This is a genomic window from Curtobacterium sp. MCLR17_051 (genome assembly GCF_003234395.1).
Lineage (GTDB): Bacteria > Actinomycetota > Actinomycetes > Actinomycetales > Microbacteriaceae > Curtobacterium > Curtobacterium flaccumfaciens.
The window spans coordinates 31,834-55,075 of the sequence record NZ_QKTA01000010.1 but is presented as its reverse complement, the minus strand read 5'-3'; the positions used below and the strand labels follow the sequence as shown (position 1 = coordinate 55,075).

20 protein-coding genes are annotated in these 23,242 nt (G+C 70.8%); 7 read left to right on the top strand and 13 right to left on the bottom strand.

Annotation, left to right across the window (positions count from 1 at the left end):
- Nucleotides 1-38 precede the first annotated feature (38 nt).
- From DEJ06_RS10170 to DEJ06_RS10155, 4 genes are all read right to left on the bottom strand, one after another.
- Nucleotides 39-926, bottom strand: coding sequence for a glycosyltransferase family 4 protein (locus DEJ06_RS10170; protein WP_181436772.1), 888 nt, complete (start codon nt 924-926; stop codon nt 39-41).
- 329 nt (nt 927-1,255) lie between these two features.
- Nucleotides 1,256-2,722: a sugar transferase gene (locus tag DEJ06_RS10165; protein ID WP_258372432.1), complete on the bottom strand. Its 1,467-nt coding sequence runs from the start codon at nt 2,720-2,722 to the stop codon at nt 1,256-1,258.
- A 13-nt stretch (nt 2,723-2,735) separates the two neighbouring features.
- A complete protein-coding gene (locus DEJ06_RS10160) occupies nt 2,736-3,683 on the bottom strand; it encodes a hypothetical protein (RefSeq protein WP_146245829.1) in 948 nt (315 codons plus the stop codon).
- 14 nt (nt 3,684-3,697) lie between these two features.
- Nucleotides 3,698-5,149, bottom strand: a complete 1,452-nt coding sequence (locus DEJ06_RS10155; protein ID WP_110864273.1) for a polysaccharide biosynthesis tyrosine autokinase — start codon at nt 5,147-5,149, stop codon at nt 3,698-3,700.
- Nucleotides 5,150-5,301: 152 nt separating this feature from the next.
- Between DEJ06_RS10155 and DEJ06_RS10150 the strand changes: the two genes are divergently transcribed.
- Nucleotides 5,302-6,024 (top strand): type II CAAX prenyl endopeptidase Rce1 family protein, encoded by a 723-nt coding sequence (locus tag DEJ06_RS10150; RefSeq protein WP_111039205.1) that lies wholly within the window; start codon nt 5,302-5,304, stop codon nt 6,022-6,024.
- Nucleotides 6,025-6,098: 74 nt separating this feature from the next.
- On the top strand, nt 6,099-7,382 hold the full coding sequence (locus tag DEJ06_RS10145; protein WP_111039204.1) for a PP2C family protein-serine/threonine phosphatase: 1,284 nt from the start codon (nt 6,099-6,101) through the stop codon (nt 7,380-7,382).
- Nucleotides 7,383-7,566: 184 nt separating this feature from the next.
- Here the strand turns inward: DEJ06_RS10145 and DEJ06_RS18275 are convergent, their stop codons facing one another.
- Entirely contained in the window at nt 7,567-8,205 is a 639-nt protein-coding gene (locus DEJ06_RS18275) for a TetR/AcrR family transcriptional regulator (RefSeq protein WP_111099897.1), read from the bottom strand.
- A 116-nt stretch (nt 8,206-8,321) separates the two neighbouring features.
- Between DEJ06_RS18275 and DEJ06_RS10135 the strand changes: the two genes are divergently transcribed.
- On the top strand, nt 8,322-8,798 hold the full coding sequence (locus tag DEJ06_RS10135; RefSeq protein WP_111039202.1) for a hypothetical protein: 477 nt from the start codon (nt 8,322-8,324) through the stop codon (nt 8,796-8,798).
- Between the two features lie 31 nt (nt 8,799-8,829).
- Here the strand turns inward: DEJ06_RS10135 and DEJ06_RS10130 are convergent, their stop codons facing one another.
- The 6 genes from DEJ06_RS10130 to DEJ06_RS10100 all read right to left on the bottom strand — a co-directional run bounded on the left by DEJ06_RS10130 (nt 8,830) and on the right by DEJ06_RS10100 (nt 14,787).
- Complete coding sequence (locus DEJ06_RS10130) at nt 8,830-9,501, bottom strand: response regulator transcription factor (protein ID WP_111039201.1); 672 nt, start codon at nt 9,499-9,501, stop codon at nt 8,830-8,832.
- Complete coding sequence (locus tag DEJ06_RS10125; protein ID WP_111039200.1) at nt 9,498-10,865, bottom strand: sensor histidine kinase; 1,368 nt, start codon at nt 10,863-10,865, stop codon at nt 9,498-9,500. The genes DEJ06_RS10130 and DEJ06_RS10125 overlap by 4 nt, the downstream gene beginning before the upstream one ends.
- Nucleotides 10,852-11,826 (bottom strand): CPBP family intramembrane glutamic endopeptidase, encoded by a 975-nt coding sequence (locus tag DEJ06_RS10120; protein WP_111039199.1) that lies wholly within the window; start codon nt 11,824-11,826, stop codon nt 10,852-10,854. The genes DEJ06_RS10125 and DEJ06_RS10120 overlap by 14 nt, the downstream gene beginning before the upstream one ends.
- Nucleotides 11,827-12,014: 188 nt before the next feature.
- Nucleotides 12,015-12,506, bottom strand: a complete 492-nt coding sequence (locus tag DEJ06_RS10115) for an SRPBCC family protein (RefSeq protein ID WP_111039198.1) — start codon at nt 12,504-12,506, stop codon at nt 12,015-12,017.
- 383 nt (nt 12,507-12,889) lie between these two features.
- Nucleotides 12,890-13,450, bottom strand: coding sequence for a low molecular weight phosphatase family protein (locus tag DEJ06_RS10105; RefSeq protein WP_111113922.1), 561 nt, complete (start codon nt 13,448-13,450; stop codon nt 12,890-12,892).
- A 2-nt stretch (nt 13,451-13,452) separates the two neighbouring features.
- Nucleotides 13,453-14,787: an adenylosuccinate synthase gene (locus DEJ06_RS10100; protein ID WP_017886319.1), complete on the bottom strand. Its 1,335-nt coding sequence runs from the start codon at nt 14,785-14,787 to the stop codon at nt 13,453-13,455.
- 210 nt (nt 14,788-14,997) lie between these two features.
- On the opposite strand from DEJ06_RS10100, the gene DEJ06_RS10095 reads away from it, so the two are divergent.
- On the top strand, nt 14,998-15,171 hold the full coding sequence (locus tag DEJ06_RS10095) for an antitoxin (RefSeq protein WP_071248465.1): 174 nt from the start codon (nt 14,998-15,000) through the stop codon (nt 15,169-15,171).
- A 162-nt stretch (nt 15,172-15,333) separates the two neighbouring features.
- Here the strand turns inward: DEJ06_RS10095 and DEJ06_RS18270 are convergent, their stop codons facing one another.
- Both DEJ06_RS18270 and DEJ06_RS10090 read right to left on the bottom strand, forming a co-directional pair.
- Nucleotides 15,334-15,498 carry a hypothetical protein gene (locus tag DEJ06_RS18270; RefSeq protein ID WP_181436771.1) on the bottom strand — a complete coding sequence of 55 codons (165 nt, stop codon included), beginning with the start codon at nt 15,496-15,498 and terminating at the stop codon, nt 15,334-15,336.
- 168 nt (nt 15,499-15,666) lie between these two features.
- Nucleotides 15,667-19,338, bottom strand: coding sequence for a S8 family serine peptidase (locus tag DEJ06_RS10090; protein ID WP_146245826.1), 3,672 nt, complete (start codon nt 19,336-19,338; stop codon nt 15,667-15,669).
- Between the two features lie 160 nt (nt 19,339-19,498).
- Here DEJ06_RS10090 and DEJ06_RS10085 point away from each other — a divergent pair, with 160 nt between their 5' ends.
- The 3 genes from DEJ06_RS10085 to DEJ06_RS10075 are packed head-to-tail and all read left to right on the top strand — an operon-like array spanning nt 19,499 to nt 23,165.
- Nucleotides 19,499-20,149: a TetR/AcrR family transcriptional regulator gene (locus DEJ06_RS10085; protein ID WP_111033721.1), complete on the top strand. Its 651-nt coding sequence runs from the start codon at nt 19,499-19,501 to the stop codon at nt 20,147-20,149.
- Nucleotides 20,146-20,934: a hypothetical protein gene (locus DEJ06_RS10080; RefSeq protein ID WP_111039195.1), complete on the top strand. Its 789-nt coding sequence runs from the start codon at nt 20,146-20,148 to the stop codon at nt 20,932-20,934. The genes DEJ06_RS10085 and DEJ06_RS10080 overlap by 4 nt, the downstream gene beginning before the upstream one ends.
- Complete coding sequence (locus tag DEJ06_RS10075) at nt 20,931-23,165, top strand: YhgE/Pip domain-containing protein (RefSeq protein WP_111039194.1); 2,235 nt, start codon at nt 20,931-20,933, stop codon at nt 23,163-23,165. The genes DEJ06_RS10080 and DEJ06_RS10075 overlap by 4 nt, the downstream gene beginning before the upstream one ends.
- The last annotated feature ends 77 nt before the right edge of the window (nt 23,166-23,242 follow it).

Genomic DNA, 23,242 nt, shown 5'->3' with positions numbered 1-23,242 from the left:
CGACATTCGCTCCTGGCAGGCAGGATTGCGGCGCGATCTCACGCTTCGCCCTCCTGAGTAGCGCGTGCAGCGACTATGGCGTCGTCGATGGTCGTTGTGAAGTGACGCCAAGTCCGCCCTCCACCAGTTGCGCGCACGCGTTCAGCACGCGCTCGTCTCTCGGAGGCTTTCAGGATCGGGGTAGCGGCGATTGCGGTACGAAGGCGCTCGCGATCGCCGGCCGGCAGGACGAGCCCATCCTGCACGCCGATCACTTCGGCGGCCCCTGTTTCATCAGTGGTGAACACCGGAAGCCCGGCTGCCAGAGCTTCGAGGACCACCAGGCCGAACGCGTCTTCCAGACTGGGGAGCACGAGAGCGTCGCTTCGATTCATTTGATGGTTCAACGCCTCGGGTGCGATCGCACCCTGATGAGTGATGTTCAACGGCAGGCTGCGAAGCAGTGCGGGTTGGACGACCGGCCCGATCATCGCCACGTCGACGTCAAGTCCCCGGGCCGCGTCGATCAGAAGCGGGACGCCTTTTCGATAGCTGATCTGCCCGACGTACAAGAGCACCGGACGGATCCGATCGACCTCGTCGTCCCCGGAAGGGAAGAATCGACGAAGATCGACTCCGTACGGGGCCGTTACCAGCCGCCTGCTGTCCACACCGTATTCGATGTACTGCTGACGTTTCAGGTCGGACGGCACGATGACGATGTCCGCGGAGGCGAGTTCCCGTTCAATCTGTGCCACTCGCCTGTCGGGCACGATCTCGCGCTCTGCGGCAGAGCCGAACGTCGATCGGAGCAACTCGTTCACTGCTCTCGGGTGACCATCGACGGCATGGAGCACCTTCACCGCACCCGCTGACCGCTTGAACGTTTCTTCCGCTGCACCGGGCATGGCAACGACAGCGTCCCCAGCGACGAACCGTCGGCTCACCGCTCGATCGAACACTCGCTTGTAGTGGTCCATCGCGCTGGGCGCGAAGGACCTCAAGAGCGGGCTCCGCGACAACAGCCGAATAATCTCGAGAGCTGGCGCGATCGTTCTGACCCTGGCAACCTGATCGGTCCCCCGCGTGAGTCTCGACCTGATCGACGCCCCTCTGGCTCCGGGCACGATCTTTGCCAGTCCGCTGGTCAACCCGCGTGACGGAAGCCAGAAGGACACAAGGTTCCCGCAACGCTCTGCCCATCGGGCGTATTCGACGATGGCGCCTTCCGCGTAGGGAGCCACAACGGACACGCGGAAGCCGCTCTCCTGCTCGCTCAATACGCTCCGTTCTTCCGGACGACAGCTTTAGCGGTACGCCACAGGATCACCAAGTCACCGACGAGGGACCAGTTCTCCACGTAGAACAGATCGAGCCGAACGGAATCCTCCCATGACAGGTCGGATCGACCGCTCACCTGCCACAGGCCGGTCATGCCGGGCTTCACCAGGAAGCGACGGTGGACGTGAGTGTCGTAGCGGGCGACCTCACGCGCCAGCGGCGGTCGGGGTCCGACGAGGGACATGCTGCCGGCCAGGACGTTGAACAGCTGCGGCACCTCGTCCAGGCTGTAGCGGCGCATGAACCCGCCGACCCGGGTGACCCGGGGGTCGTTCCGCATCTTGAACAGGACGTCGTTGCCCTCGGCGCGGTCGAGCGCGCTGAGCTCCTGCAGGCGTTCCTCGGCGTCGACGACCATCGAGCGGAACTTGATCATCCGGAAGGTGCTGCCGTTCAGGCCGACGCGCTCCTGCCGGAAGAACACCGGACCGGTCGAGGTGGTCTTCACCAGCACGGCGAGCACGAGCAGCAGCGGCGACAGGACGACGACGAGCAACCCTGCACCGATCAGGTCGAAGGCGCGCTTCGTGTAGAGCTTGCGCCCCGAGTATGTCGGTGTCTCGACGTGGATGAGCGGCAGGCCCTGCACCGGCCGGGTGTGGATGCGGGGGCCACCGATGTCGGTCAGGCTCGGCGCGACCACCAGGTGCCGCCTGCCCGGCTCGAGCGACCAGCTGAGCTCGCGGACGCGCTCCGGCGGCAGGTCGTCGGAACTCGTGATCACGACGGTGTCGGCGCCGGTCTCGCGCAGCGCGGAGCCCACGTCGTCGAAGCCGCCGTGGCTCTGGATGGTCGAACCCGCCAACAGACCTCGGTGGTTCGTCGACACGACCGCCCCGACCACGCGGTAGCCGGCTTCGGGGGAACGCGCGAGTTCGCGGCCGATGTGCAGCACACTGGCCGGAGACCCGACGAGCAGCACGGTCGCCGAGTAGGCGCCCTGCTGACGCTGGGCCACGAGCCACTGTCGCCAGATCCATCGGGACAGCAGGAGGACGAGGATCCCGATCGGGAACGCGATGAGCACGTAGCCGCGGGCCAGGTCGACGTGCAGCAGGAACGCCGCGATCGCGAGCAGGCCGAACACGCGGACGCTGGAGTCCGCGACCAGGCGGTACTCGGTGCTGCCGACGCCGATCACCCGCGCACCGCGGGTGTCGTACAGGGCGAGTGCGCTCATCCACACGACGATCACGACGATGGAGATGGCGAAGTAGCTCAGCCGCAGGTCGGCGGTGTTGGTCGCCAGGTTCGATTCGAGCCCGAGCCAGGCGATCTGCACACCGAAGACGACCCAGATCAGGGCCAGCAGGTCGGTGAAGAGCACGCGGCGCGAGTACGTGCGGCTCCACTCGTCGGTGGCGCCGATGGCGCGTGGTGCGCGCAGTGCGTCCGCTGTCACGGTCGCCGTCCGGTCACCACGACGCGCCGCCGTCCGACGAGACCCGCACGGTCTTGCCGTCCCACAGCCACACGTCCTGGCCGGCACGGTCGATGGTGACGGTGTTGTCGGTGTCCGCGCCGTCGGCACAGCCGATCGGCGTGGTGGACGAGGAGGGCGTCACGTCCGACGCGGACATGGTCTCGATCTGCACGCCGTCGCAGGCTGCTGCACCGACGCGGGCGAGCGTGTAGTTGCCGCCGTCGACGCCGATCGAACGCACCCCGCCCATCGGCACGTCGACCCACGCGGCATCGCCGGTGCGCCACTCGAGCTGGCCGTCGCAGATGACGACCGCGGTCTTCTCGCCCTGGAACGCGTCGATCGGGTCGCCGCACGGCGACTGCTCCGTCCCGCTCGCGAGCACGACACCGTCGGTGCTGATGCCGGCGCCGGCGGCGCCGGGCGCCCCGGCTTCCCACGTCACGCCGGCGTCGGTGCTGGTCCGCGCCGTCGTGGTGCAGTCGTCGCCGACGCCCACCAGGACCGAGAGCTCCGCACTGGAGGCCCGGATCGCCATGAGCGATCCGACATCCGTCCCGAGTCCCACCGGGACCCACGTCGCGGCGCCGTCCACGGAGTGTTCCAGCACCGGCCGCGGACCGCCGCACGACCCACCGGACGCGCGCCACGCCTCCTGGCCGTCGACCGCTGTCAGCAGGCGGCGACCCTGCTGCTTGGTGGAGGCGGCGTCTGCGTCAGCGGACGCACTCGGTCGCGGTGTCTCGCGCCGGTCAGGTGTTCCCGAGAAGGTGGGGATGGGGCCGGCGGGTCCGTTCTCCTCGGGCGCCGTCCGGCCCAGGGCGAGCGCGACGAGCACGACGTCGACGACGATCAGCGCCACCACCACGACGGCCACCAGGATGAACGTGGTCCGGGGCAGTGCGCGGCCGAGGCTTCGGGTTCCCCGGCGATTCTTCATCTGATCGGCCCCGTTCAGCGCCCGGCGCGGCGGAGCACGCCCAGCTTCTTGCCGGAACGCTTCGGCGGGTGCGTCGACGTGGTCACGGTGTTGTCGTCCTCGTCGTGGCCGTAGCTGTAGCCGTAGCCGTAGCGGCCGTGACCGTAGGCGCCCGGGCCCTTCAGCGGCATCTTCGTCAGGACGAAGCCGGAGACCGGGGCCCCCACGTTCTCGAGGGTGGCGACGGCCGCGGCGAGCTGGCCCTTCAGCGTCTGTCCCGAGGCGACCGCGACGATCGCGCCGGAGGCCTTCTTGGCCAGGATCGCCGCGTCGGTGACGGGCAGCAGCGGCGGGGCGTCGAACAGGACGTAGTCGAACTGCTGCTCGAGCAGGTCGATCAGGTCCTGCATCGCGCGCGAGCCGAGCAGCTCGGACGGGTTCGGCGGGATCTGACCCGCGGGCAGGACGACGAGCTTGCCGCGACCCCACGGGTGGGCGACGTCCTCCAGGTCGGCGCGGCCGATCAGCACGTCGGTCAGACCGGCGTTGCTCTCGACGTCCATGTACTCGGCGACGCGGGGGCGGCGCAGGTCGGCGTCGATCAGGATGACGCGGAACCCGGCGCTGTCCAGGGCGATCGCCAGGTTCGCGACGGTGGTGCTCTTGCCCTCGGACTGCATCGACGACGTCATGACGAAGGTGCGGGCACCGGTGCCGATGTCGAGGAACTGCAGGTTGGTGCGGAGCGTGCGGAAGGACTCGGCACGGGGGCTGCGCGGGTCCACCTGCACGATGAGCGGACGTTCGGCGGCCTTGGCATCGAAGGCGATCCCACCGACGACCGGCTTGTCGCTGATCTTCTCGACGTCGAGTTCGGTGCGGATCCGGTTGTCGAGGGTCTGGCGCAGCACGGCGATGCCGATGCCCAGGGCGAGCCCGACGAGCAGACCGAGCGCCACGTTGACGGGCACGTTCGGGCTGACCGGGACGCTCGGCACGTCGGCCTGCTTCACGCGGGTGAGCTTGACCGTGCTCTTGCCGCTCGCGTCGGTGGCCTCGATGTCCTGCACGACGTTGGTCAGGCTCTGCGAGGTCGCGTTCGCGATGTCGGCGGCCTGCACCGGGTCGGTGCCCTCCACCGAGATGGAGATGAGGGTCGTGCTCGTCGGCGCCGTCGCCGACACCATCGTCGCGAGCTGGTCCGCGTTCATGTCGAGCTTGAGCGACGAGATGACCGGCAGCAGCACGATCGGCGTCGACACCAGGTTCGAGTACGTCAGCACCCGCTGCTGGGTGAACGTGTTGCCCTGCGCCAGGTCACTGGCGCTGCCGGACGTCTCCGTGGAGACGAAGACCTGCGCCGATGCCGAGTAGACCGGCTTCTTCAGCAGGGAGAACCCTGCGGCTGCGGCCACTCCCACCAGGGCGAGTACGACGATCAGCACCCATCCCTTGCGGAGCACCGTGATGTAGTCGCGGAGTTCCACGCCTTTGCCTTCCCCGATCATGGCCGTCCCCGTGGTCCCGACACAGGCACGCCGGGGTACTCCCAGCGCACGGCATACAAATAGTGCCACAGGAACGAGTACTGCTCGGGGGAAGTCGCCATCCGCCGCGCGGTGTCCTCTACGGTGGCCCCATGCGCTCCGAGCCGGCCACGACCACCACCGAGCCCAGCGTGCGGCGACAGCGGGACCTCATCGTCATCCTCGTCGCACTCGGCGTCGCCGTGATCCTGACCCGGATCGTCGGACAGGTCACCCGGACTGGGGGCATCCCCTCGCCGGTCCTGCAGGTGCTCGCCGCGGACGCCGCCGTGTGGGTACCGCTCGTCGTCGCGGCCGCCGTGGTGCTCCGTCGGACCCCGCGTGCGGCGATGGTGTCGCGGCTGCGGCTCGACCTGGGGATCGTGGTCTTCGCGATCGGCATCGTGATCGTGTGCCGCGCAGTGGACGTCTTCATGTCGCTCGCGTTCACGGGGACGACCGGGCTGGTCCCCGCACCGACGCTCGGCACGCCGGACGTCGGGCTGCTGCTCGTGTCGGCCATCGGCATCGTCGTCGTCAGCCCGGTGCTCGAGGAAGTGGTGTTCCGCGGGCTGTTCCAGCGCCGGCTCGCCGCCGAGCTCACGCCCCGCACCCGGTTCCTCGCGGTGCTGGTCACGGCGTTCCTGTTCGCGCTGCTCCACCTGCTGCTCGGTGCGGGTGGCACGTCGCTCGGCGGGTTCCAGGTGTTCGTCACGACGTTCCTGCTCGGCCTGCTCACCGGCACGCTCGTCGCGATGACCGACCGCATCGGCGGCGCGATCCTGGCGCACGTGCTGTTCAACGCGGTCGCGGTCGTCGCCACCTGGCCGCGCTGAGCGGCCAGGGCTGCGTCCCCAGATGGGGTCAGGGGCGGTCGCTCGGCAGCGCGGACCACTAGCCTGCACTGAGCATGACTCGCCCAACCAGCATCGTCGACAACCCTCTCGTCCGTCAGGCTCCGATCAGCGGCCTGTTGGCGCTGTCGGCGTTCCTGAGCGTCGTGATGCCGACGCTGCCGATCACCCAGCACCACCTGTTCGTCGCGAGTGTGGTGGGCGTCGTCGTCGCGACGCTGATGAGCGCGATCCCCGCACTCGTGCGCCGCGCGGCCTGGGTGGTGCCGGTCCTGCTCACCGTCGACTTCCTGACGATCGCGCTGCTGCGCACCGGGACGGGCTCCGGCTCCTCGCTGTTCACGGCGATCGTGGTGCTCCCGGTGGTCTGGTGGGCGTCGCTCGAGGGCCGTCGCACCGTGCTCTTCGCGATCGCGGGCATCGTGGTCGTGATCCTCGCCCCCTACGTCCTGACCCCGTCCGACGCGCCCGGCGCGAGTGAACTCGTCCGTCTGGGCATCCTCGTCGTCGTGTTCGGCACCGTCGCCGTCGTCGTGCACGAGCTCTCCCGCCGGGCTCGACGGAGTCTGCGGTCCGCCGAAGCGCGCGAGGGCAAGGTCCGCGCCGAGATCGACCGGGCAGCAGCGGTGCAACGCTCCCTGCTCCCGACGACGACCGGCCGCATCACCGAGGACGTCGTCGTCGCGGGTGCCTGCCTGCCGGCCCGGAGCGTCGGCGGGGACTTCTTCGACTGGTACCCGACGCCGACCGGCGTGGCAGTGAGCCTCGGTGACGTCATGGGCAAGGGCGTCGGTGCGGGGCTGATCGCGGCCGCGGTGCGCGCGACACTGCGCAGCGCCCGGACCGTCGAGGACCCCGGCGAGGCGCTGAAGCGGGCCTCCGACGGGCTGACCGCCGAGGGCGTCGGACCCGACCTCGCCTTCACCACGCTGTTCCACGCCCGGATCTCCGACGACGGCACCCTCCAGTGGGCCGACGCCGGGCACGGATTGAGCTTCGTCCTGCGGGCCGACGGGCACGTCGACCGGCTGCGCTCCGGCGACATGCCGCTCGGGCTCGGCATCCGCGAGGAGTGGGCGACTTCCGACGGCACCCTCGAACCGGGCGACCTGCTCGTCTCGTTCAGCGACGGTGTGCTCGACCTGTACGACGACCTGGATGACACGATCGAGTCCGTCGCCGCGATCGCCCGCGCCGGCCGCGACCCGCATGCGGTCGTCCTCGCGCTGTCGGCCCGCGCCGACGAGGTGCCGCACGACGACGACGTCACGGTGATCGCGATCCGCCGGCAGCCGGTCGAGGTGGACACGGAGCGACCGCTCGCGATGCACGCGGACTGACGGCGCGGAACGAGCGACCGGCGCACGGCAACCGGCTCGGAACGCACGTCCGTCGCGCAGAGATTGGTACGCGCCGCCGCTCGAACCCGAATCGTGCGGCGACGCGTGCAGACGGTGAGCGTCTGCCCTCGGACGCCCTAGCGTCCTCGGTCTGTGGGGGCGGCCCGACGAGCCGCCCGGAGGGTCAACCGACCCGGGCGAGGTCCCAGACGGGCGGCACGTACGCGCGGGACCAGCCCTCGCGCAGGCGCGTCACGGCGCGGTCGAAGGCCTCGAGCAGGTCCATCTCCGGTCGCACCATGGACTGCAGCTGCAGCCCCTCGTAGGTCGCGAGCAGCTGCTCCGAGCCGCGGGCCGGTTCCATCGTGCTCGGCTCACGCCCGAGCAGGACGTCGCGCTCCAGGGCGTGCTGGACGAAGGCGTGGAAGCGTCGCCACCGGGCGTGCAGCATCGGCGCGAGCGGGTGCTCGGGCGATGCCGCGATGTTCAACGTCGCCGTCAGGAACCGCATGAGCGACGGGTCGGCCACGTTCGCGGTGACGATCGCACGCAGGAACCGGATGGTGCCGTGCTGCTCGGCCAGGGGCATGAGCGGCACGGTGCGGTCCTCGTTCCACCGGTCGATGGTCGCGAGCAGCAGGCCGTCCCAGCTCGGGAACGTCCGGCCGACGACGTCGGTGTCCACCCCGGCCGCAGCCGCGACGACCTCGGGGGTCACCTCGTGCAGCGGACGGGAACGCAGCGCCGTGATCATCCCGTGGATGACCTCACCCCGCAGGGCGGGGTCGTCGGGGGTGGTCACCGGCGGCGTTTCGATGTGCATGCATACACTGCACCAGCCCGACGCGCCCGCGCACAGTCCCCCGAACGGGAACGTGCGTTCCCCGGACAGGCGTGACCACCCTGGTGTCGTCGCTCGGAGTGAGCCATACTCGCCCCATGCAGTGGGGACGGATCGCACCGGTCGTGGCACTCGTCGTGGTGCTCGGCGGCACCCTGGCGGGCTGTGGCAGCGAGAGCCGGGTGCAGTCGATCAACGACGACAACGTGCAGAGCACCGGGTGCACCGACTACGTCCAGCTGAAGATTCCGACCGAACGCCGCGACGTCGCTGAACTCGTCGTCGACGCCGACGTCACCAAGACCGACCGCACCGTGGAACCGCAGGGCATCTACGAGGTGTACGAGGCGACGGTCACCGACGTCACGAAGGGTGACGCCGCCGCCCCCGGCGACACGATCCAGGTCATCAGCACCTCGGACCAGTGCGAGACGAGCGGCGAACCGGTCGAGTACTCCTCGGGCGACCCCCTCGCCGACGAGGGTGCCTTCCGCCTGTACCTCTCCCACGACGGAGACGACGACGTCTGGCAGCTCGTCGTCCCCGGCGCCGCCGAGCCGCGGCCCGCCGACTGACGCCGCAGCCCGCGGGCTGACTCCGGGCCCGCTACGGCTGCTCCGGCACCGTCACGATCCGGTTCTGGTACGCCCACACCACGGCTTGCAGCCGCGACCGCACCCCGAGCTTCGGCAGCATCCGCGCCAGGTGCGACTTGACGGTCGAGACCTCGAGCACCAGGGCTACGGCGATCTCCTCGTTCGACATCCCCTGCGCCAGCAGCAGGAGGACCTCGCGCTCGCGGGCGGTCAGCACGCCGTCGACCCGGTCGCCGGACACCGGCTGCAGGCTCCGCCGCGACACGAACTCCCGCAGCACCCGCCGGGTCAGGGCCTGGTCGAGCGTGCCGTTGCCGGCGGCGACCTGCCGCACGGCGTCGACGATCGTGTCCGGCTCGGCGTCCTTGAGCAGGAACCCGGAGGCACCGGCCTCGAGCGCCCCGAACACGTAGTCGTCCAGGTCGAACGTCGTCAGCATGAGCGCGGGGATCGCCGGATCGGCGTCCGGTGCGCAGAAGATCCGGGCGAGTTCGATGCCGTTCATCACCGGCATCCGGATGTCCAGGCAGGCGACGTCGGGTCGCGTCTCGCGCGCCAGCGCGAGCGCCTCGCCGCCGTCGGCGGCCACGCCGACCACCTCGATGTCCGGCTCCGCACCGAGGAGCGCGGACACCCCGGCGCGGACGAGGGGCTGGTCGTCCGCGACCAGTACGCGGATCACGCGACCACCTCGGTTCCGTCGGCGGCCTGCGTGGGTGCGGCAGGTGCCTCCCGGCCGAGCGCCAGCTCCACCAGCCATCCGCCGGTCGCGGTCGGGCCGGTCTGGAGGCGCGCCCCGACCAGGTCCGCCCGCTCGCGCATCCCCCGCAGGCCGTTGCCGCCCGAGGGAGAGGTCCCCGCTGCCGGCACGGTGGCCGGTGCGTTCTCCACCCGGATCACCACCCGGGTCACGTCGCGGTCGTCGATGGTGACGGTGCACGGGGCGGACGGGGCGTGCAGGGCGGCGTTGGCGAGTGCCTCCTGGACGGTGCGGTACGCGGCGAGCTGCGCGAGCGGGCCGACGCCGTCGGCCAGCGGACGGTCCCCCGGCAGCACGTCGAGCCGGACGTCGCTGCGGAACCGGGCGCGTTCGGCCAGGTCGACGATCCCGGCGACCGTCTCGACGGCGCGCTCGGCGGGAGCGTCGTCGCGGAGCAGGCCGACCAGGCGGCGGAGGTCCTCGAGCACGGCGGTGCTCTGCTCGCGGACCTGGCGGGCACCCTCGTGGGCACGCTCCGGGTCCGCGTCGATCTGCCGGTCGATGACGGCGGCCATCAGCGCGATGCCGGACAGGTGGTGCGCGGCGATGTCGTGGAGCTCACGGGCCATCGCGGCACGTTCGCGGGACACCGCGGCGTCGACCAGGGCGTCCTGCTCCCGGTTCACGGCGCTGGCCTCGGCGGTGCGGGCGACACGGACCTCGCGGCGGGACTGCACGAGCAGGGTGACCAGCAGGGGCAGGCCGACCGCACCGATCGCCTGCAGCACGCCCTGCCCGAGCGAGCCGGACACGGCGGCGGTGGTGTCACCGGTGACCGCCAGCACCACATTGCCGGCTGCCACCAGGGCAGCGGCGACCACGAGTGTCGACCAGAGGCGGGCCAGCGGGACACGGAGCACGGCGAGGACGACGGCGACGACCACGGGCAGTGCGGTGAGGCCGAACAGGTCGGACGACTCCGGGGCGAGCGCCGCGACCACCACCGGCAGGGCGGCGACCACGATCAGCACGGTGCGTGGTGCCCGGCGGGCGGCGAGCAGGGCGGCCGACTGGGCCAGCAGGCCGAGGGCCAAGACGGTCCAGGCGGCCGAGAACACTGCAGGGACCCCCAGTGCCAGGGCGGGGCCGTCCGGTTCGAGGCTGTCCAGGGGCGGCAGGCCGAGCAGCAGCCCGAGGGCGACGACGGCCGTGCCGAGGGCGACGAAGACGTCGACGCGGCGGGCGCGCTGCCCGGGCTGGGCCGGGGGCGCGGGCTGCGCTGCCGGCTCGCGCTGCGCTGCCGGCTCGGCCGGTGCGCGCTGCGGGTCGTGCTCAGCGGGTGCCATCGTTGGATCCTACGAGGCGGGCGCGGGTGGGGACCGGTGCGTCGAGGGGCAGGGCGCGTCGGGCGGGGTCGTAGCCCAGGCGGCCGCGGGTCACGGCGAGCAGCACCGCGGCGGCGATCGTCGACATGATCGTCAAGCCGATCATCAACGTGCCGGCGGTCATGCTCGGGTACATCTCGGGGAACAGCGTCGAGATCGTGTTGTTCACGCCGACGTGCAGCAGCAGGGCCAGGGGCAGGCTCTCGCGGGTCTTGTTGAAGACCTGGATCATCACGACGTTGAAGGTGATGGTGAACAGGGCGAACACGACGGGCTCGCTCCAGTGCGCGTTCGGCCAGCCGCCCCAGTCGCTGAAGTACAGCGGCATGTGCCAGAGCGCCCAGATCGGGCCGAGGATCGCGGCGGCGCCGAGGCCCCCGAACCGGTGCTGCAGGCGGGGCAGGGCGAAGTCGCGCCAGCCGGGTTCCTCGCTCAGGCCGGTCGAGAACAGCTGGATGATCAGTCCGGGCACGAGCATGGCGAACGCCAGGGCCGAGGGGGCCCGCACGTCACCACCGGCGAACGGCAGCGCGGAGACGACGATCAGGGCCGGCACGACGACGAGCGCCAGCGCGTACCAGTACCAGGCGACCCGCCAGCGGAACAGCCGTCCCACCCAGCGGCGGAGCCCCGAGCGACCGTCGGCGACCGCGGTGACGATGAACGCGCTGCCCAGCGGGCCGAGGAGCGCACCGGGCAGGACGCCCGTGAACTGTCCGCTGCCCAGGACCTCGGGGAAGTGGATGTCCCACACGCCCATGCCGTGCGGCGACAGGATGTACGGCACCCACGCGAGCCAGCTCAGGCCGAGTGCCATGGTGAAGAAGGACACGAGCGGGTGCCGGGCGATGAGGCCGCGGACACCCCCTCGGTCGCGGGCTGCGGTGCCGGCGGTCGGCCGGACTTCGGTGGTGTTCGTCATGCACACGACGCTAGGAAACCGGGCGCTCGGGGACGACCGGCTTCGGGATGCACCTGCGGGAGTTCCATCGAAGGATGCAAGTGCCGGTCGGTCGGTTCGGCACTCCTGAACACGCCGTCGTGATCGCTCGACGCCGGCGTCTTCCGAACCGACTCGGCCCCCAGGACCCCGACGTCTCGCGGGTCCGGTCAGGTAGCGCGCTGTGCGGCCACGTGGGCCAGGACGAAGGGGTCCTCGCAGCCGCGGGCGAACCCCAGAATGCGCCGGTCGATGTCCCGCTGCAGCACGAGCACGCCGATGCGCTCGGCGATCGGAGCGAGCCACTTCGGCCGGCACGTGAAGTTGTAGCGCCAGGTCGCGAGGGTGTGCCCGGGCTGCCCCTCAGCCGCCTGGAAGCGCCATCCTCCGCCCATCCGCTCGAAGAACCACGAGCCCTTCGTCATCTTCATCCCCACGTTCGACGGCGGGTGGTACGAGACGTACTCGCTCTCCATCGCCAGCCCGAACCGCTGCACCGTGTACGTCCGGACGCCCTTCGCCGGCACGGTGGCGCCGTCCATCAGGTGCTGGCGGCGGATGAAGGGGTCCCACCGCTTGCGGATCGCTCCCTGTGTCTGCGAGACGGCGAACGCCACGTCGGGCTCGACCGGGACGACGCAGCGGGACTCGACGACGGGCATGAGTCATCCTCGCACGTGCACGGTGCGGCGTGCGGCGGCCCGTGCGAGCTTGCTCGCTCCGTGCGCCGCTACAGCCCTGCAACAGGCCGCCAACCTCGCACCGTGCGGCGTGCGCCGGCCCGTGCAAGCACCGCCGGACTCGCACCGTGCGTTGTGCGCCGACCCGTTCGAGATCCGCCGGACTCGCTCCGTGCGGCGTCCCTCAGCCCGTGCGAGCTTGCTCGCTCCGTGCGCCGCTACAGCCCTGCACCAGGCCGTCAACCTCGCACCGGGCGAACAACCGCGCACCGTGCGCAGCGGCAGCGGCAGCGGCAGCGGCAGCGGCAGCGGCAGCGGCAGCGGCAGCGTCAGCGTCAGCGTCAGCGTCAGCGTCAGCGGCGGCGTCAGCGCAGCGTCGCCCGGAGTGCGTCGTCGATGAGCGCGAGCGCCACGTCGACCTCGTCGGCCACGCGCTGGTGGGTCGCCGACGAGCGACGGTAGGGGTCGTCCACGTCGTCGTCGGCCGGGTCGGCGGGCGGCGGGACGGTGCCGCGCAACCGCGCGACACGCTCCACGAGTTCCTGCGGGGTCGTCACGTCGGCCAGGTCACCGGGCTCGAGGCCGGCGAGCACCCGCGCGAACTGCTTGATCGTGAACGTCCGCTTTGATGCCCGGGGCGCCAGGGAGACGGCGGCTGCACGGTGCGATCGTTCGGCGGTCAGCACCAGGTCGGCGTTCGCGACGATCTCGGCCGTCAGGTACCGCGACCGGTGGGCCGACGGGTCGCCCCCGAGCCGGACGGACTGCTCGGCAGCGGCGGCGTCCATCGCGGCACCGTCGTCGGCGATGGTGCCGGCCGACTCGACCACGAACGCCGGAGCGTCCGGGCCGAGTCGTGCCGTCAGGACCTGCGCGCCGAGCGGCGACCGGCAGATGTTGCCGCTGCAGACGAACAGGATCCGCATCGTCACGCTGCGTCGGTGCGTTCGCCGGCGCGCTGGTCGGCACGCTCGTCGTCGCCGAGCAGGTCGTGCCGCACGACGATGGCGTCACGGCCGGGTCCCACACCGATCGCGGAGATCCGTGCGCCGGACATCGCCTCGATCGCCAGGACGTAGTCCTGCGCGTTCTTCGGCAGGTCGTCGAAGGTGCGGGCTCCCGTGATGTCCTCGGTCCAGCCGGGGAACTCCTGGTACACCGGCTTCGCGTGGTGGAAGTCGGACTGGTTGACCGGGACCTCGTCGACGCGGACGCCGTCGACCTCGTACGCGACGCACACCGGGATCGTCTCGAGCCCGGTCAGGACGTCGAGCTTGGTGAGCACGAAGTCGGTCACACCGTTGATGCGTGCCGTGTAGCGGGCGATCGGGGCGTCGTACCAGCCACAGCGGCGCGGGCGGCCGGTGGTGGTGCCGAACTCGAAGCCGTTGGCGCGCAGGAACTCGCCCGACTCGTCGAACAGCTCGGTCGGGAACGGACCGGCGCCGACGCGGGTCGTGTACGCCTTGACGATGCCGATGATCCGCTCGAGTTTGCCCGGGCCGATGCCCGAACCGGTCGCGGCGCCACCGGCGGTCGCGGACGACGAGGTGACGAACGGGTAGGTGCCGTGGTCGACGTCGAGCATCGTGGCCTGGCCGGCTTCGAACAGGACCGTCTCGCCGCGCTCGAGCGCACGGTGGATCTCGAGGGCGGTGTCGGCGACCATCGGGCGCAGGCGCTCGGCGAACGAGAGCAGCGACTCGACGACTTCTTCCGGGTCGATCGCACGGCGGTTGAAGACCTTGACCAGCAGGTGGTTCTTCTGGTCGAGGGCGGCTTCGACCTTCTGCCGCAGGATGTTCTCGTCGAAGATGTCCTGGATCCGGATGCCGACGCGGTTGATCTTGTCGGCGTAGGTCGGGCCGATGCCGCGACCGGTGGTGCCGATCTGCCGCTTGCCCAGGAACCGCTCGGTCACCTTGTCGACGGTGCGGTGGTAGTGCGTGATGACGTGGGCGTTGGCCGACACGAGGAGCTTCGAGACGTCGACGCCGCGGGCGCGCAGGGCGTCGAGCTCCTGGAACAGCACCTCGAGGTCGACGACGACGCCGTTGCCGATGATCGGGGTCACGCCGGGCGTCAGGATGCCGGAGGGCAGCAGGTGCAGGGCGTACTTCTCGCCGCCGACGACGACGGTGTGGCCGGCGTTATTGCCGCCGTTGAACTTCACGACGTAGTCGATGCGGGAGCCGAGGAGGTCGGTGGCCTTCCCCTTGCCCTCGTCGCCCCACTGGGCTCCGATGATGACTGCTGCGGGCATCTGGTTCTCCTCACGTTGGCGGAGGACCGCACACGGCCGTCCGGGCCGGTGGTCCACCCGAGTCTATCGGCTGGTCACCTGCGCGTCACCCGCTGTGACGTCCTGTGGACGGCGGGTCGCTTGTCCACATGGAGCGCACCTGGATGTCCGTCCGGATCGGTCGGAGCACGGTCGGACGCGTCCAGATCCACGACGCGAAAGGAGCACGACATGAGCGGCATCGGAGACAAGGCGAAGGACTTCGCCGACAGCGACAAGGGCGAGAAGGCAACGGACGCCGGCCTCGACAAGGCCGGCGACGCGGCCGACAAGGCGACCGGCGGCGGACACGGCGACCAGATCGGCAAGGCCGAGGACGCGGCCGACGGCAAGATCGGCAAGTGACGTCCGAGACGTCACCGGAGACGAACGGGCGCGTTCCGCTCAGCGGCGACGCGAAGCGTTGCGCGGGGCGCGCCGACCGAGCCTGCGAGGGAGGGGTGCCAGCTGGCACCGCGCCTCCCGTCTGTCCGCCGGTGCGTCCCGAACCACCCGGCCGACCCCGGATCAGCTCCGGAAGAAGTCCTGGTACGACGGGTCGCCGACGGGCTGGGAGTGCCCCGGCTCGGCCAGGCGCTGCTCGATCATGGCCTGGATGACGTCCGGCGGGGTGAGTCCACGACGGTGCCACTCGACCGGGTTGGACCGGAGCTGGTTCAGCGTGTTCTGCATGGGATTCACACTGGCACCACTTCACTAGTTTGTCTAACTACCTGTCCCGAACACGCGTTCGCGGGGTGGGATGCCCCGCGCTTCGTGAGCAGAAGAGGTCGGATCTCCACTCGGGACCCGACCTCTTCTGCTCACCATGTGGCGCGTGAACCGCGCGCGCGCCCTGTCCTAGCGGCGCGTGACCTTCGCGGTCGCCCCGGACTTGGCCGTGCCGTCCTTGTACCCGGAGGCGTGGGCCGTCACCTGCACGCTGATGCGGTGCCCGACGTCGGACGAGCCGAGCTTGTACTTGGTACCCGTTGCCGACTTGACGACCTTGCCGTCACGCAGCCACTGGTACTTGTAGGTCGCCTTCGTCGTGCTCCACGTGCCGTGCTTCGCGGTGAGGGTCGAGCCGACCTTCGCCGTCCCGCTCACCGTGACCTTGCTCCCCTTCGCCAGCGCGAGCTTCGGCGGGACCACGTTGATCGTCGAGGTGTCGGCCTGCTTGCCCGCCGCGTTGTCGAGGTGCAGCAGCAGCACCGTCGCCTTGGTGACACCCGAGGCACGGGTGACCGTGAGCGAGTCGGCGTCGGCGAACAGCACGCCGGAGGTGCCGTCCTGCGAGAACGACAGCTTCGGCTTCGACGGGTCGAACGTGGCCGTCTTCGTCTCGTCCACGACCGAGGAACCGCTGGTGGCGGCACCCGGGGCGTAGGCCGACTCCGTCAGCACCGTGTAGTCGAACTTCTTCGACGAACCGATGGCCTTCGCAGCGACGGTCAGCACCTTCACCGAGCTGTCGAAGGTGTTCACGTCCTGGCCGGGCGCACCGCCGTTGAGCGGCTGGACGTCGACGACGGGGTCGACGTCCGGGTCGTCCAGGGCGGCCTTCGCCAGGTCGACCGTCGTGGCGAACGTGGCGTCCACGGCAGCCGACTTCGCGTTGTACACCAGGAAGTCGGGCTCGCCGTCACGGTCCGTGTCGATGAGGACCTCGACGTTGGTCACGGCGCCCGGGTTCGCGTCCGGACCAGCGGTCTGCACACCGAACGCCAGGGTTCCCGACGCCTTGTCGTACGACGCACCGTAGGAACGGACGTCGGCCGCCTGCAGCGAGCGCGTCGCCGAACCCTCGGGGAACGCCTCGGCCGGGTCGGTGCCGCCGAGCACGAACGGAGCGACGGCGGCGTGGTAGCCGGTCGTCAGTCCGCCCTGGTCGAGCGTGCGGCCCTTGAGCGTCAGCTCGGCCGACTTACCCGGTCCCGTGAACGAGACCGTGGTCCGTGCCCGCACCGCGCTGACGGGCTTCGGGGCCACGTAGGCCCCGAGGCGCATCGGGTTGAGCGAGCTGTCGGTCGGCGCGAACGCCACGATGCCGGAAGCGGCGGCCACGAACTCGCGCTGGTAGCCCTGCTGGACGGCCTCCTGGGTCGGGTCGATGACCCGGCGGAGCTTCGTCGCGTCGGCGACCGAGAACGTCAGCGTGACCGACGCGGTGCCGTTGCCGGGCACCGTGACCTGCTTCGAGCTGAGCGCGAAGGTCACACCCGGCTGCGACACCTGCGGCTGGTACGACACGTTGTACGTGTGCGCCGTGCTGTCGGTGTTGTCGATCTGCAGGGTGCGGGTCTCGCTCGTCCCGCTCGCGACCTCGACGACGCCGAACGAGGCGGTGACGAGCTGGTCGTTCTCGGCGCTGCGGACCGTGGTGCCGGCGGTGACCGCCTGCAGTGCGTCCACTCGACCGGTGCCCTGGCGGAGCAGCGTGGCCGAACGGTTGCCGTCCTTCACGTCGTGCGTCGCCGTGTTCATCAGGGCCGCCTTGACCTGCGGGGCGGACCATGTGGGGTGCGACTGGAACGTCAGCGCCGCGATGCCCGCAACGTCCGGCGTCGCCATGGAGGTACCGCTCATCGACATGCGGCCGTCACCGGTGCCGTTGGCCGCCGAGATCACGTTGACCCCGGGGCCGGCGATGTCCGGCTTGACGATGTCGTCGAACGATCCGTGCACACCACGGCTGGTGAACGACGCGAGCGTGTTCACGGCGTCCGCCTCGATGGCGACCTCGAAGCCCTTGAGCTCGTCCGCGAAGCGCACGTGCAGGGTCCCCGCCTTGGCGGTGGCCTGGAGGCTCGCCACGCTCTTCGCGGTCAGCTCGGCACCCGGGATGGTCGCGTTGCCGCCGATGCCGGATTCGAACGTGTCGAGCGTGCCCGCCAGCAGGACGCCGACACCGCCGGCAGCCTGAACGTTGCCGAAGCGCACGGCGGAACCGCACTCGAGCGCGGCGTCCGTCCACTTCAGCCAGACGACCTTGCCCTTGATCTTCGCGGCGTCGGCGGCGCTGAACGCGGCACAGCCGTCGATGTTCGCGGTCGGGACGACGACGTCGCCCTCGACGGGCAGGGTCCCCTTGAAGTTCGACGAGTACTGCGACCGGTAGGTCTTCGCGACGTCGGCCGGTGCGGTGACCTGGACGCCGTCGTAGAGCGACTGTCCGGTCGCGCTCGCGGCGACGGTGAGCGCGCCCTCGGCGTTGCCCGGCGACCCACCGATGTCGGTGAAGTCGTCGGCGTTGCCCGAGGCGATCACGGGGAGCACGCCGCGAGCGGTCAGTGCGTCGATCTTGGCGTTGTCGGGGTCGTCCGGTGCGCCGTAGTCGGAGCCGAGCGACAGGTTCAGGACGTTGATGTCCTTGCCCTCGGTGAGCGCCTGGCCCACCCAGTCGAGCGCGGCACCGGTGACGTCGGTCGAGCCGCCGTTGTCACCGAAGACCTTCAGGGCGTACAGGCCGGCCTCGGGCGCGGTGCCCGGACCGATCCACATGTCCTGCACCTGCTGCGTGGTGAGCTTGGTGTAGTCGCCGTCGAACTGCTTCTTGTCGGCGGTCAGGCCGTAGCCGGCGATCGAGCCGGACACGTGCGTGCCGTGGTCGCCGCCCTTGCCGTCGATCGGGTTGTCGTCGGGAGCCGGCACCGGGTCGTAGGCGTCCGGGTCCGTCGGGTCGGCGTTGTAGGTCGCACCGGCGAAGTCGTACCCGCCGAGGAACTTCGACGCGTCGTACAGGCTGGGGTCCGGGGCGCCGCCGCTCGCGTTCGCCAGGGCCTGCTGGTACGCCTCGGTGGTGCCGGGGCCGCCGAAGTCGGCCTGCGTGTAGTCGAGACCGGTGTCGAGGACGGCGACGTTGACGTCCTTGCCGGTGTGGCCGGTCTGCTGCCAGGCGTTGAGCGAGCGCGTGTAGACGTCGCTCGCGGCGTTCTTCGGCGCGACGCCGTCGACACCGGGCTGGACCAGGCTGGGGTCGACACCCGAGGGAGCGGCGTCGGCGTTCTCGTTGACCGTCGGCTCGACGATCTTCTTCGGCGTGAGCGGGATGATGCTCTCGACGTCGGAGCGCTCCGCGATCTTCCGGAACGCGTCGACGTCGGCGACGACCGCGACGCCGGGGACGGTGTACTCCGTCGAGTAGAGCTCGGTCGCGTCGGCGTCGGCGCGCTTGACGGCCGACCGCACCGCGGCGACGGTCGACTGGATCGCCTCGACGCGGTCCTTGGCCGCGGAGGACTGGGTCCGCGACTTCGTCAGGTCCCCGCCCTTCGCCTTGGCGTCCACTTCGAGGGCACCCTGGCCGGTCGTGCGCACGAACGCGGCGACGGTCTTCGTCGGCTTGGCGTCACGGAGCGGGGCGGAGAGCTTGAGGTCGGCCACCGAGATCCCGGCCGGAGCTGCGGAGGCCGCGCCCCCGACTGCGAGACCGCCACACGCGAGGGCCGCGACGGCGATGCCGGCGGTCAGGACGCGGGTGAAGCGATGGGGGGTTGGGTTCGGGTCGGTGTTCGGTGTTGCACGGTTCAAAGAGGGCACTCCTGGCTCAGTCCGTGGTTCGCATGAGATTCCTGTGAAGCTATGCGTTCGTTCTCAGGGAAGACAGTCCGCACTTTGGGGGACTCCCCTCGTCCGGGGGCCGGAACCTGTTAAGTTGCACACCCGTGTGCACGTTATTACGATGGGGTGCGTGACCACCACCGAGCAGCCCTCCCGCGCGCCCCGCCGCGACGCCACGGAGAACCGGGCAGCCCTCCTCGACGCGGCGAAGACCTGTCTGCAGCAGGACCCGGACGCCTCGATCGAGACGATCGCCGCGGCTGCGGGACTCTCGCGCCGTGCGGTGTACGGACACTTCCCCTCCCGCGACGACCTGGTGCGCGAGGTCGTGACCGCCGGTGCCGCCCGGATCGCCGCAGCCATGCCCACCGCATCGGACCTGCAGGAGCTCCCGCCGGCAGCACGTCTCGCCGCCATCGCGGTGACGCTCTGGACCGAGGTGTCGCACGTCCGCTCGATGGCCCGGGTCGCCGTCCGCAGCCCGTTCGCCGAACCCGTCGCCGAGGTGTTCGCGCCGTTGCGCTCACAGGTACGCCAGGCGTGCGCGCTCGGGATCGCCGACGGCGCCATGCGGGACGACGTCGACCCCGAGACCCTCGGCCGTCTGGTCGAGGGTGCGTGCATCGCCGTCCTCGACGAGGCCACCCGTTCCGGCACGAGCGACGAGGACGGACGGCGCATGGTGGTGGTGTCGGCGCTGGGCATGGCCGGCATCGACTGGCGCACGGCACTGCTCTCCGAACCCGCTGCTCCCACTCCTGCCCCGAAGGACCACGCATGACGCTCGAACTCGACCACGTCGGCATCGGCGAGGAGCCCGGCGCACCCCTGCCCGTCGTCTCCGCCGTCGCCGCCCCGGGACGCCCCGGGGTCCTCGCCGTCGAGACCGAGCAGGCACCCGTGCTCGCGTCACTCGTCGCCGGTGGCCGCATGCAGCCCGACACCGGCCGGCTGCTGCTCGACGGCGACGAGGACCCGGCAGCCGTCCGGCGCTCGTTCGCCCTCGTGGACACCCCCGGGGTCGCCGAGCCCTTCCCCGTCATGACCCTCAAGCAGATCGTGCGCGAGGAGCTCGCGTTCGCCGGGCAGCGCCCGAACCGCGAGCACGTCGACACCGTGCTCGACGAGCTCGGTCTGCGGGGCTACGTCGACACCGCCGTGCAGCGGGTGCCGACCGTCGTGCGCGTCCGGCTGCTCGTCGAGCTCGCCCTGCTGCGCGACGGTGTGACCGGCATCGTGATCACCTCGCCCGAGCGGCACGGCGGCGCCGTCGAGGACTGGTTCCAGGTGGTCCGCGACGTCGCACGGCGGGGCGTGACCGTGGTCCTCGTGACCTCGAAGGCCGCCGCCACCACCGTCGAGCACCTGCTCGACACGATCGACACGCACGACGGCGTCGAGACGCACGACGACGTCGAACCGCACGACGACGTCGCGACGCTCGCGACGCCCCAGACCGAGGACCCCGAGGACGTGGCCCGAACCGACGGAACCGAGCCGGGCCTCCCGGCCGCTCCTTCCGTCACCGAAGCATCCGCAACCGTCCCGACGGAGGCACAGAAGTGACCACCACCTCGCTCGTCCGCGCAGAACTCGCGCGGCTCACCGCTACCCCGCTCGCACGCCTGGCGTTCATCGCGCTGATGATCGTGCCGCTGCTCTACGGCGGCGCCTACCTGTGGGCGAACCGCGACCCGTACGCGAAGCTCGACCAGATCCCCGCCGCGATCGTGAACCTCGACGCCGGTGCGACGCTGGACGGCGACCACGTCGACTACGGCAAGGACGTCACGAAGGAGGCCATCGACGGCGCCGACTTCAAGTGGACGAAGACCAGCGCCGCCGATGCCCGCTCCGGCGTCCGGAACGGCACGTACGACTTCGTCGTCACCATCCCGCACGACTTCTCGGAGCACCTGGTGTCCGCGCAGTCCGACGACCCGACGCAGGCGAAGCTCGTCATGACCACGGCCGACACCAACTCGTACCTGGCCTCGACCATCGCCGAGCAGGCGGGCAAGACCATGCGCACCGCCGTCGCCGAGCGCGTCGGCAAGCAGGCGGCGAAGACCCTGCTCGTCGGGCTCGCCGACGTCCGCGACAGCCTCGGTGACGCCGTCGACGGTGCCGATGAGCTCGCTTCCGGGACCAAGAAGGCGGACCGTGGTGCGCACACGCTCGCCGACGGCACCGGCAAGCTGTCGTCCGGTGCGGCGGAGCTCGCGTCCGGCACGGCCGACCTGCCGTCGCAGACCCAGCAGCTCGACAGCGGGGCGCAGCAGGTGGCGTCGGGGGCGTCGACCCTGGCGTCCGGGCTGGCCAGCGCGCAGCAGCAGACTGCGGCGCTGCCGTCGCAGACGCAGCAGTTGGACAGTGGGGCGCAGCAGCTGCAGTCCGGGCTGCACCAGCTCCGTGACCAGACGGCTTCGCTTCCCTCCGACTCTGCGCGCCTGTCCACTGGTGCGTCGCAGGTCGCCGCCGGGAACGCCACGCTGGCCGACGAGGCCGCACCGTTCATCGCGGGCGTCCAGCAGCTCACTGCGCAGTCGCCGGAACTCGTCGCGTCGCTGAAGCCCGTCGTCCAAGCCTCCACGGTGCTCTCCGAGGAACAGAAGACCCGGCTGCTCGCCGGGCTCGACAACCTGCAGGCCGGCAGCACCGAGCTCGGTACCGGTGCCGGCGACCTGTCCGGCAACCTGCAGAAGCTCAAGACCGGCAGCGCGCAGGTGTCCGCGGGCGCCTCCCAGCTCGCCGAGCAGGCCCCGGCGCTGACGAGCGGCATCCAGCAGCTCTCCGACGGCTCGGACACGCTCGCCGCCGGCACCGGCAAGCTCGCCGTGAAGGCCCCGGAGTTGTCGTCCGGCATCGCCACCGCCGCGGACGGTGCTTCGAAGGTCTCGTCGGGCGCGTCGAAGGTGGCCGCCGGTACATCGAAGCTGGCCTCGGCCGCTCCGACGCTGTCGTCCGGTGCGTCGCAGCTCGCGACCGGTGCGAAGACCGCCGACCAGGGCGCGTCATCACTCGCATCGGGGTTGGACAAGCTCACGACCGGCTCGTCGAAGCTCGCGTCGTCCCTCGACGAGGGCCGCACGAAGATCCCGGCGTCGAACGCCTCGGAGCGTGCGTCGCAGGCCTCGGTCATCTCCGACCCGGTCAAGGTCGGGGACGACAACGTCGCCGCCGCGTCGAACTACGGTGCAGGCCTCGCGCCGTTCTTCATCTCGCTCGCGGCCTGGATCGGCATGTACGCGCTGTTCCTCATCCTCAAGCCGATCTCGAAGCGTGCGATCACGGCGGTGCGGAAGCCCCTCGCGGTGGTGTTCGGCGGCTGGCTGACCCCGGCGCTCCTCGGCCTGGTGCAGATGGTGGCGCTGTTCTTCATCGTGCGCTTCGCCCTCGACCTGAACGTGGTGCACGTCGGCGGCACGATCGGGATCATGGTGCTGGCCTCGGCGACCTTCGCGGCGATCATCATGGCGCTCAACGTGCTGCTCGGATCGGTGGGGCAGTTCCTCGGCCTGGTGCTGATGCTCGTGCAGCTCGTCACCGCCGGTGGGACGTTCCCGTGGCAGACGCTGCCGGGGCCGTTGGCGGCGCTGCACTTCGCGCTGCCGATGACGTACTCGGTCGACGCGATCCGGCAGACGATGTACGGCGGGAACCTCGGCGCCGCGTGGTCGGACGCGGGCGTGCTGCTCTGCTGGCTGCTCGGGGCGCTCCTGGTGTCCTTCGTGGTCACGGCGCGGCAGACCCGCTCCCGCACGCTGCGCGACCTGCGCCCGAGCCTGATCGGGTAGCGGGCGCGGGGGCGCGGGCGCCGGGCGGCGCGGGCGCTCGGGCGCGCCGGGTGCCCGCGCGCACACTTCGTGAGCAG